This is a genomic window from Exiguobacterium sp. 17-1 (assembly GCF_023096305.1).
In the GTDB taxonomy this organism is placed as follows: Bacteria; Bacillota; Bacilli; order Exiguobacteriales; family Exiguobacteriaceae; genus Exiguobacterium_A; species Exiguobacterium_A sibiricum_A.
This window is the reverse complement of the sequence record NZ_JALIGJ010000002.1, coordinates 143666-153404: the sequence shown is the minus strand read 5'-3', so window position 1 is coordinate 153404 and position 9739 is coordinate 143666. Positions and strand designations below refer to the sequence as shown.

Sequence of the window (9739 nt, the reverse complement as noted above, 5' to 3'; positions counted from 1 at the left end):
AGTAACTAATTTATAGTTCACTTCAGAGTTTGTCAAAAAACGAGTGTTCTCGAGTTTGATGGAACTGAAACGTAAGTTACAGGATTACATAAATTGGTTCAACCACTTTCGCTATATGTAATCATTCGTTAAGAAAATTGTCTGGTTTAGTGCTGACAATCCAATCAAGATAGACGAACTGTTTTGGATGAAGAGCATAGAGACCTTTATACGTCTTGAGATAACCGAATCATATCTGTGCACCGGATACCGTTTTCTATGATGTCCTCTTCGTAATGCCGCAAGAAGAAGTTTAAATCGACTCCAACAATACGAAATCCACATTTTTGATAAAGAGCCAACTGGCCAATGCTTGAATTGCCTGTCCCGATTTCAATGGTTGTGTAGCCCATCGCTTGCGCGGTTTGAATGGCATGTTTTAAGAGATATTTTCCGACGCCGTTGCCTTGATACTTCTCGTCTACTGCAATATTTACGATTTCGATCGTTTGCGGTCTCGTGGGTAGAAGCACATGTACCCCAATCAGTTGATTCCTTATTTCAGCTACGAAACAACGACCTCTTTTTACATATTCTTCGACTATTTTCTGAGACGGGTCCGCTAATAGCAAAAGCTCCATCGGAGGATTCTCATGAGCTGACAGTTGACGGATGTTTATATTCATACAGGCAATCCCCCTCACGGATTAGTTTTGTTTCAATGGCTCATGATTCTTCGTTCCTGTTTATTCATTTCGACAAGTTAAAGTCATATCCCCCCGAAACGGGCGGGACATGACTTTTTTTGACGCGTTCACCGAATCCGAACGAAGGCAGCACACACCACAAAAACGATACCGCAGCCGCATAACAAGAGAATCTGTTCGAGACGGACATCAAATGACAGCGAAAGAGACAAGGCCGCATAAGACAATGGAACCAAACCGTTTGACGAAGCGTTGACAAGGCTCATGACCCGTCCCATCATCTGTGGGCGTGTCGTCGTTTGAATCGTCGTCAAAATCAGAACATTGATGATGGAGGAGATGCCTCCCATTGTCAGCAGTAGCAGAACGCCTTGCCAGACGTGTCCAATTTGTCCGAGTAAACCAAGACCGACTCCAAGCAGACCAATCAACGACAGCAACAGGCGAAACGACTGGTTGATCGAGTGGTTGAAGCCGATCCAGGCAGCCCCGAGCAGCATGCCGAGCTGATACGCACCTTGGAGATAACTCAGATCAAGAGCTTCACCCAATAAAACCCGTTCGACCAACAGGGGAATCCCCATCAGCAAAGGACCAAAAAAGAAGAAGTTGATGATAATCAGCAGGAAGAGAATCCGTCTTAAGTATGGGTCGGCAAACACATAATGAAATCCTTGCACGAGCTCAAGCCAAGCGGAGGTCCGAGTCGGATTGTCGACGGGATGTTCGCGAATGAAAAAGGTACCGAGCGATGCGAGCAAAAGAAACAGCGCAATCGTCAAAAACAAGAAGTGAAACGAAGCGAAGGTCAGCAGTACGCCGCCAAGCAACGGTCCGGAGAACAATGCCATCTGATTGGAGGTTTGAAGAATCGAGTTGGCCCGCGTCAGATCTTCTTTCGAAACGAGAAGGGGCAGCAGGGACGCACTGGCAGGGGAAAAGAACGCATCGATACAACCGAACGTAAAAGCAAATACAGCGAGTGGAACGATCGTCAACAGCTCGAAGTGGTAGACAGACAGCAACAGCAGAACAAAGGTGAATCGCAGCAGACTGGAATAGCGTAAAATGATCGATTTCTTGAATCGATCGGCAATCACGCCACCCACCACCATCAAGAATATCCGCGGCAACAACGTCAGCATCAAGACGAGACCTAAATAAGCATCAAGTTTTAAGACGCGAAGAATATACCATTGCTCGGCAAATAAGTAGGTCGATAAGGCGAGGAAGGAACAGGTGCTGGCGAGCCAAAGCGCTCGAAACGAACGGTTCCGCAAGAGCGGGTGATGCGTTTTTTGCTCAGTCGCCTGCATGTCCTCCCTCCTCGTCCGCTTGAACTAACGGTGCATCAATCTCAAAAGCCGTCGCCATCACGTAATATAATTTTTTGTCCGCTTCAGCCGTCGACGGATCCTGTTCGACGTCCTGCAACAGTTCCCGGTACCGTTTCGTAAACGTCAAGAATTGCCCAGGTGTAAGCCGGAGTTCTTTTTGCATCGACAGACTTTCCCAGTTCTCGACGTCAGAAGAACGCGGGGCAAACGAGCGGTCAGGCGCCGTCAAGACACGTGTTTTCGCCCGGTCGAGGACCTCGACATAAGACTGGCGTGTCGCTTGTTTCGTCTCGACAAGATTCAGGAGATGATCAGCCGGAATGAATCCGCGGGCGACGGCCTGATAAAACTTCAATACATTTCCGCCTCGGATTTCTTCCTCGACGAGTTGAATCAACTGATACTTTTCGAGTTCACGCAGGTGATACAAAATCTTTGCCCGTGAGACGTCAAGTTTTTGGGCCAATTGCTGGCCGGTATGTGGTTGTTCAATCAGATGCATCAGCATTTTTGTCCGCATCGGATCACTGATGACTTTGAGTTGTTCGTACTGTTCGAGAATCAAAATCGCCTGCTGTTCCATTATTAACACTCCTTTTTATTAACCGGTTAACTTTTATTAACTGTAAAGCTAGTATACCTGAATCAATGACAAAATAAACCATTTTTAAAAAGAAGGATTTGTTCAGTTAAAGCAGAACGTTAAACAAAGAACAGATTCTGAACTTACAGAGGAGTGATTCATATGAACCAAGCTCAAGAAATTCAGATCCAGACCGTAATCCAACGTCCGGTCGCCGAAGTCTGGACGTATTGGACGGAACCGGAACACATCAAAGCATGGAATGCGGCATCGGATGATTGGCATACGACGGAAGCGACGAATGATGTTCAAGCAGGTGGTCGTTTTTCCAGTCACATGGCGGCAAAGGACGGAAGTGTCGGCTTTGATTTTTCCGGCGTCTATCTAGAGGTCATTCTCTATGAAAAGTTAGCGTATACGATTGACGACGGACGCCACGTGACGATTCTGTTTACGGCGAATGGTGATGAAACGGAAGTTGTTGAAACGTTTGAAGCGGAGTCGATGAACCCTCCGGAAATGCAACAGGCTGGGTGGCAGGCCATCCTTGACCGCTTCAAGGCATACGCGGAACAACACTGAATACGAACAGACACCAATAAGCCCGTCCAATCTGGAACGGGCTTTTCTCATGTTCAGTTGTTGACTTGAATGATGCGGAAAGACACGGTTCCATCATCTTGGACGACGCTGTAACCAAGCCGACCATTTGTGAAAACCGGTTTCGAATACTCGCCTTCCTTATCCGTCAGTGGGACAACCGTACCGTTTATCAGGTCCGCATAAAGGAGTTGATGCTGTTCTTCCCGGAAGACGACATGATCTGCTGACAGGAAACAAAAACCGTCAATCAGGTAATACGGTTCCGGAGTCTTATAGTGGTAGGACGTGTGGTTCGACACATGAGCTTGAAATCCCGCAGACCCTTCCGCTCCCGTAGCCAGATAATGCTGTCCATAGGCGAAATCAAACGGCATGGTCGTCTTTTTGATTGCTTTTCCGGAAAGCGTCGTGTAGGCGGTCGTTTTTTCATCTGCTTTGTATGTTGTTTGATCAAGAAGAATTCCCGCATCACCGTCCCGTATGTACTGGGCATAGTCGCCGCTTCGGGTTTCTGATTCCTTCACTGTCAGCGTTTTTTGTGTCGTGACATACCCGGTCGCCGCATCATATTTTTGCACGAGTGACTGGGTCTGATCTTTCTGACTGATATGTTTGATCCAAGAGACATGTGCCGTCGTGGCTTGGAGATCCGGATAAAAACTAGACGATTCTCTTCCATGGTCAAGTTGTTGAAGCGATCCGGTTGCTAAGTCCATCACTTCGAGTGTCCAGTTGCTGTCCTTCCCGTTGTCCTGATAACGGATCCAGAACAGTTGTCGTCCGACACCAACCAGCTTATAGATGGTTTGGCTCGTCGAATATAGTTTCTCCAGGTCCCGATCCGTCAGCGAGTAACGGAAAATCGAACTGTCTTTTTCGCTTGAGGCATAAAAGTACACGGCCGCTTCATCGATATAGCTTGGACCAGACAGGTAAGGGTAACGTAGATAGACATTTGTTAAGTCGTAACTCGTACTTGGTCCAAGTGTCGAAAAGCCCTCACTGCGGATTAATTCTGTTGGTGCCGGTACCGGCTGAATTGATTCCGTCTTCGGCTGACTGCATCCGGCAAGCAGCAGGACAAGGCTGAATAAGCTGAGTTTTAAAAAATAAGGCATATCGGAAAACTCCCGTTCTGTTTTAAGAAAATGAAAACTCTATTAGTGTATAGGGAAATAAATCCATTCCCCTAAAAAAGAAGTGGGACTTACAAAAATGTAAGATAATTTTCTAACTATAAATATTCTGAATATTCGTTTAGTAACTGAAAGACCGGGAATATATATCTAAAAGATACTATCTAAAAGATATAGGAGCGACTTATGCCAAAAGAAAACATGACCCGGTATGCGATTTTAGGTTTACTGGCAAGCGGCTGTACGTCAGGCTACGAAATGAAACATACGATTGATACGAGTCTCAACCACTTTTGGAAGATCAGCTTCGGACAGGTCTATCCGATGCTGAAAACGTTGGTGCAGGAAGGATTGATCGTCGAAGAAACCGGAGAGGGGGATGACCGGAAGACGTTTGTTCTGACACCGGACGGCGAGGCGGAACTCGGACGCTGGGTCGAGGAGCCGACGACGGAACTTCCGGTCCAGCGGAATGAACTGTTGCTGAAACTCTATTTTGCCCGGCATGAGTCAAAAAAAACGACGATTAAGAAGATTCATCAGCATGCCGCTCTGCTCCGGGAGCGATTGGACACATACCAGATGATTGAACAATCGATTCTGACCTATAAAGAAGCGGATGATGCCATGTATTGGCTGCTGACGCTTGATTACGGCAAACGCAAGACACAAGCACTGCTGGAATGGTGTGAAGCGTCCGTTCAGACACTCGAAGGAGGAACATCATCATGAAACGCGTGATCGCGACACCAAATGAAGACATCGTCGTATTCATCATCGGCTTACGGATCAACCGTCTGCGATCGGTCCGGAAATGGTGGCCGACCGTCCAGGCGATGACACCGATGATTGAGGAATGTTATGAGCAGCAGGTTGGTTTATTGTCGCATGAGATGCTCGTCGGTTGGCGTTCAGTTACGTTGATTCAGTATTGGCGTTCCTCCGACGCTCTGATTGCCTATTCGCACGGTAACCGTCACCTGACCGCCTGGAAAAAGTTTAATCAGTCGTCGCGGGCGAGTAACGCCGTCGGGATTTTCCATGAGACGTTTGAAATCAGCAACTATGAGACGATGTATGTCAATCTGCCGACGCGGGGACTGGCAAAAGCGGTCGGAGAAAGTGCGATTCAGAAACATCAGGAGCAGGCGAAAGACCGGCTGGCCGAACGGAAACCGGTGTCGACACGTGAATAACGAACGAAGGGAGCGGATCAATGGCATCCGCTCCCTTGCTGTATGTATTACTGCTCAACCCGGACCAATGTTTCCCCGCAATTTTGACAAATCGAATTCATCGTCTCAGTACACTCTTTGCAAAAGGTACAGTTGTGCGAACAGTGATACGTTTCCTGACCGTCTTCAAATGTCTCCGCACAGCGGGTGCAATTTGTTGCCTGCATGTCTTTCACCTCACTTATTTTTGATCTGTCTTTATTGTACGAAAGAAGAACGTGACCAGACAGATAATTTTCCTTGTTTTTCAGTAGCTTCACCTGAAAATGAATGGTAATTTTAAGATATGTCTTCATAATATTAGGAGGGTTGGAAAATGGACGAAATTGATTACGCAATTATCCGGGCATTGCAGGCAGACGGGCGGATGTCCTGGACGGAACTCGGTAAAACGGTGGGTCTGTCGACACCTGCCGTCAACGAACGCGTCAAAAAACTCGAGGACCGAGGTGTCATCGAAGGATACCGGGCCGTCATCAATCCCGTTGCGCTTGACAAAACAATCATGGCGATTTTGATGTTCGAAGACACAAGATGCGACGCGTTTATCGCATTTTGCAAGAGTCATCCGGATGTCGTCGAGTGCCACCGGCTCGCCGGGACGTTTAACTTCATGGTCAAACTGTACACACCATCCGTAGAGACATTGGAAACGTTTATCGACGCCTCAATGAGGTACGGCAAACCGTCGACCTGGATCCGCTTGTCGTCACCCGTTGCGTTTAAAGCTTTTACGGTCGGGGACGGTGTTTTGATTTAATCATGTAATTCAGTAATAAAAAACGGCTATCCCCTGAACTTTTAAAGGAAATAACCGCATGATTATGTTTTAAATTAAGTACAACACTTCGTTGCTTCTTCTACCTGATTTTCAGGAATCAGTACTTGGCCGTCTTTAACTATAAATTCAATATTATGGGCTTTCAGCCTCTCGATTTGAGCCGGTGTCTGTTCGCCCCATGGGACGGTTTTAGCTTGCTCGGAAGAGTTACATCCGACGAGTAATAGACTACTTGCGAGCAATAAGGGTCTCAGCATGAAATCATCTCCTGTCAGTCAGTCCGTGAATTTTTATTAAAGAATAACCATTTTAATTGTAGTCCGTCGCTTGGAAAGCCACTAGTCAAGCGAATCGGAATCAGATTAAATAAAATGAAAATGATGGATATCTGTATAAATGGTGGAGCCAACAGATGCATGACCGGACTTGGAAAGAGCTGACTTAATCCGGCGACGAACAATCCGGCTATAAAATTCGCGAAAATCCCGCCGAGTAACAAGACAGCTCTTTGTCCACGGCGAAGCGGGACTGTTGTAGGATATGGTTGATATAAGCCTTCCCATATCTGCTTTTTGGCGACGGAAAAATGACCGATTCGTAAGAATGGTTCACCTTTGCCAATGGAAACTGATTTTAGCCTCAGACCGATCAAACGACCGACGAGCGCATGACCGTATTCGTGCAGAATAAGACTCGGTAAGTAAAAGGCAAACATGATTAGATTGAACCATAGTAAACCCATGTTCTTCCTCCTCTCATTCACAAACATAACAAAAATTGGATGTTGAAAGCAACTTACATAATTGTCATTTATTCATCTAGAGATTGAAAAAGGAGACTTATTAAATGAACCTGTTAACTGATTCAACTTTGCCAATTCGCATATTTCCAGCTCAGCGTCAGGATTACCGCAAAATCATCTGTTTGTACCACGGCTGGGGATCAAGCGTGACAAAATATGAAGAATTCGCCCAGATGATTTCGGAACAAGGGTTTACGGTCATTGTGCCGGAACTCCACCTGCATGACAGCCGTGATGCGTTAGCAACGTATTTTAACCCGGGCGTCGTCGAACGTCACTTTTGGGAAGTCGTGTTTCAAAGCATCGAAGAATCGAATGCGCTCGTTAAGCAGCTGAACGTTCGAAGAGAGGACATCATTTGGCTTGGTGTCTCGATGGGAGGATTCATCGCCAGCGGTGCTGCTGCTAAACATGACGGTAGCGCAGGGGTGATTAACATCAACGGGTCCGGCTCCTTCCTCTTTTCGGAACAGTTTTTCCGAAGACGTGACAAAAGAGACGATTTAACGGCGGAAGAAGAACGACACTTGCGGGCGTATGATCCTGTCCTGCAAGAACAGTCTACACCAACGTTATTCGTACATGGACAACGCGATGCGGTCATTCCGATTGAAACGCAGGAGCATTATGTACGACAAGTGGGCAAAATCCATCACGATTTAACGTTTCTGAAACATCCGTCGATCAACCATACCGTGTCGGATCAGATGATAGCGGACATCTTCATTTGGTTGAATGATCGTTTTTAACGAGAATAGACAGAAGAACCGGACACCTGCTTGAGGTGCCCGGGTTTTTAGTACTTAGTGATTAGATGGGACGCCGTACCGAAGATGATGATCAACGAGGTAAAAACCGCTCATTAACATCGTGACGAGAGCGAAGAGTGACGCGATGGTAGTCAGCATACGATTTTTCTTCCTTAGATTCTTACCGTAAGATTTTCTCGAACGCTTTTCCTTTTGCCAGTTCATCAATCAACTTGTCGAGATAGCGGATTTCTCGCATCAACGGCTCCTCGACGTCTTCGACTCGGACGCCGCAGACGACACCTTTGATTAACAATCGACGTTCCTGCATGTCCGGCGCATCCGCAAAAAAGGCTTCGAATGTCGTCTTATCTGTTGCCAGCGTTGCGAGTTGTTGCTCCGAGTAACCGGTCAGCCAGCAAATGATCGTATCGACTTCCTGTTTCGTCCGACCCTTGCGTTCCGCTTTTGTCACGTAAAGCGGATAGACACTCGAAAACGCTGTCGTGTATAACCGATGTTTCGTCATCGTATCTCCTCCTCATGACTAATTATTACCAAAAGTGTAGCATACCGAACGCTCGAAATGGACCCCTCCGGATAAAACAAAGACCGTCCTTTTCGTACGAAAGGAACGGTCTTAACCAATCATTTTTTCAAATCGATGACATGGAATTCAATCTGTTCGTCGTCCGATACCCCGTATGCCAGCTTCCCGTTCACATAAATCGGTTTGGACGTCGTATCGGCCATTTCCGTCAAAGGGGCAACTGTGCCGCGCGCAAGATCGGCGTACCAAAGTTTTGATATGCTCTCCCGGAAAATCACACGGTCAGCAGACAAAAAGCGGAACGCGTCAACCGTCAGCCGGTTATCGGCCGGTTTGAACTGGTAACCCGTTTTTTGCGCCTTCTTGTTCATAAAGATGGCCGATCCTTCTTCACCAGTCGCGACATACTTTTTGCTGTGCTCAAAATCAATCAGCCCGTTCATTCGTCGTTTGAACGTGCCGTCAAACGTCTCGAGTGTCGGCGCTTGATGACCGTTTTTGAAAGTACTTGTATGCAAAATCAGTCCGGCATCGCTCCGGCGGAAGTCAAACGGGTATTGACCCTCCTGCTTTTTACCTTCCTTTAAAATATACTGCTGATGGATGATGATCGTGTCTTCCGCCACATCAAACGACTTGAGGATTGTTTTCGTTCGGTTCGGTGTCGCTTCCTGTGTCATCCAGGATATCCGTTTTGAGGATGCATCGAGATAAGGAATTGCCGTATCATGACGGCTGATGCCCTGATCAAGCGTATTGATGTTTTCCGTCTTTAAGTCCATCGAACGAATCGCCCATTTTTGTCCCGACTTGGTCGGATTGGATTCGACCCAAAACAGGTAATGCGATACTCCGGTCATCATACCGATGGTCCGGTTGACCGTATGCAATACTTGATTATCGTTCGACCCTTGGCTGTACCGGTAAATGTAGCTTTTACTGGTGGTGTCACTCGTTTGTTTGACGTGCGTATAATAGATTGATTGCTGATACAGGTAGTCCGGCGCAATGACGACGGTTTGTCCGGTAAAGAACGGGGCCAGATTGTATGTCTGATGGCTTCCAAGCGTAACCGTTTCTGATTGTCGCTTCAGCGGCATGTATTTTCCATAGTCGGACAACGGAGCAGTGACGGGTTCAAGGGTTGGCGCAGCTTGAGCCTGATCTGCCGAAACTTTCGGTTGTTGCTTCGTTGTATTCGAATCGGTGCATCCTGCCGTGACGACAAGCGTCAACGTCAACGCCGCCGCAAAAAAAGTCTTCCGGGACATAGTAGG

The 9739-nt window shown here is 47.0% G+C and carries 14 protein-coding genes and 1 pseudogene; 6 read left to right on the top strand and 9 right to left on the bottom strand.

The genetic code is table 11. The annotated features are described in order from the left end of the window. Positions 1-34: 34 nt before the first annotated feature. Positions 35-121: pseudogene (locus MUN34_RS16000) on the top strand (IS3 family transposase); the annotation flags it as partial. Positions 122-206: 85 nt separating this feature from the next. Here MUN34_RS16000 and MUN34_RS06365 read toward each other — a convergent pair. The 3 genes from MUN34_RS06365 to MUN34_RS06355 form a co-directional block, all read right to left on the bottom strand. Continuing rightward, a complete protein-coding gene (locus MUN34_RS06365; protein WP_247857667.1) occupies positions 207-659 on the bottom strand; it encodes a GNAT family N-acetyltransferase in 453 nt (150 codons plus the stop codon). A gap of 134 nt (positions 660-793) precedes the next feature. Continuing rightward, positions 794-2002 carry an MFS transporter gene (locus MUN34_RS06360; protein WP_247857168.1) on the bottom strand — a complete coding sequence of 403 codons (1209 nt, stop codon included), beginning with the start codon at positions 2000-2002 and terminating at the stop codon, positions 794-796. Then, a complete protein-coding gene (locus MUN34_RS06355; RefSeq protein WP_247857167.1) occupies positions 1989-2606 on the bottom strand; it encodes an ArsR/SmtB family transcription factor in 618 nt (205 codons plus the stop codon). Before MUN34_RS06355 ends, MUN34_RS06360 begins: the two co-directional genes overlap by 14 nt. Positions 2607-2768: 162 nt before the next feature. Between MUN34_RS06355 and MUN34_RS06350 the strand changes: the two genes are divergently transcribed. Next, positions 2769-3188, top strand: a complete 420-nt coding sequence (locus tag MUN34_RS06350; protein WP_026828333.1) for an SRPBCC domain-containing protein — start codon at positions 2769-2771, stop codon at positions 3186-3188. Between the two features lie 53 nt (positions 3189-3241). On the opposite strand, the gene MUN34_RS06345 is transcribed toward MUN34_RS06350, so the two are convergent. After that, positions 3242-4327, bottom strand: coding sequence for a TolB-like translocation protein (locus tag MUN34_RS06345; RefSeq protein WP_247857166.1), 1086 nt, complete (start codon positions 4325-4327; stop codon positions 3242-3244). Between the two features lie 204 nt (positions 4328-4531). Between MUN34_RS06345 and MUN34_RS06340 the strand changes: the two genes are divergently transcribed. Both MUN34_RS06340 and MUN34_RS06335 read left to right on the top strand, forming a co-directional pair. Next, positions 4532-5077, top strand: coding sequence for a PadR family transcriptional regulator (locus tag MUN34_RS06340; RefSeq protein ID WP_247857165.1), 546 nt, complete (start codon positions 4532-4534; stop codon positions 5075-5077). Then, a complete protein-coding gene (locus MUN34_RS06335) occupies positions 5074-5541 on the top strand; it encodes a DUF4188 domain-containing protein (protein WP_247857164.1) in 468 nt (155 codons plus the stop codon). The genes MUN34_RS06340 and MUN34_RS06335 overlap by 4 nt, the downstream gene beginning before the upstream one ends. A 47-nt stretch (positions 5542-5588) precedes the next feature. On the opposite strand, the gene MUN34_RS06330 is transcribed toward MUN34_RS06335, so the two are convergent. Continuing rightward, on the bottom strand, positions 5589-5747 hold the full coding sequence (locus MUN34_RS06330) for a DUF1272 domain-containing protein (protein WP_081578956.1): 159 nt from the start codon (positions 5745-5747) through the stop codon (positions 5589-5591). A gap of 149 nt (positions 5748-5896) precedes the next feature. Between MUN34_RS06330 and MUN34_RS06325 the strand changes: the two genes are divergently transcribed. Continuing rightward, positions 5897-6340 (top strand): Lrp/AsnC family transcriptional regulator, encoded by a 444-nt coding sequence (locus MUN34_RS06325; protein ID WP_247857163.1) that lies wholly within the window; start codon positions 5897-5899, stop codon positions 6338-6340. 74 nt (positions 6341-6414) lie between these two features. On the opposite strand, the gene MUN34_RS06320 is transcribed toward MUN34_RS06325, so the two are convergent. Both MUN34_RS06320 and MUN34_RS06315 read right to left on the bottom strand, forming a co-directional pair. Beyond that, the gene (locus tag MUN34_RS06320) at positions 6415-6618 is read right to left on the bottom strand and encodes a hypothetical protein (protein WP_247857162.1); all 204 of its coding nucleotides are present in this window, start codon (positions 6616-6618) and stop codon (positions 6415-6417) included. A 14-nt stretch (positions 6619-6632) separates the two neighbouring features. After that, positions 6633-7103 carry a site-2 protease family protein gene (locus MUN34_RS06315; RefSeq protein WP_247857161.1) on the bottom strand — a complete coding sequence of 157 codons (471 nt, stop codon included), beginning with the start codon at positions 7101-7103 and terminating at the stop codon, positions 6633-6635. 104 nt (positions 7104-7207) lie between these two features. Between MUN34_RS06315 and MUN34_RS06310 the strand changes: the two genes are divergently transcribed. Beyond that, positions 7208-7912: an alpha/beta hydrolase gene (locus MUN34_RS06310; RefSeq protein WP_247857160.1), complete on the top strand. Its 705-nt coding sequence runs from the start codon at positions 7208-7210 to the stop codon at positions 7910-7912. 181 nt (positions 7913-8093) lie between these two features. On the opposite strand, the gene MUN34_RS06305 is transcribed toward MUN34_RS06310, so the two are convergent. Both MUN34_RS06305 and MUN34_RS06300 read right to left on the bottom strand, forming a co-directional pair. After that, positions 8094-8441 carry a DUF2200 domain-containing protein gene (locus tag MUN34_RS06305; protein WP_247857159.1) on the bottom strand — a complete coding sequence of 116 codons (348 nt, stop codon included), beginning with the start codon at positions 8439-8441 and terminating at the stop codon, positions 8094-8096. 119 nt (positions 8442-8560) lie between these two features. Beyond that, positions 8561-9733, bottom strand: coding sequence for a hypothetical protein (locus MUN34_RS06300; RefSeq protein WP_247857158.1), 1173 nt, complete (start codon positions 9731-9733; stop codon positions 8561-8563). Between the last annotated feature and the right edge of the window lie 6 nt (positions 9734-9739).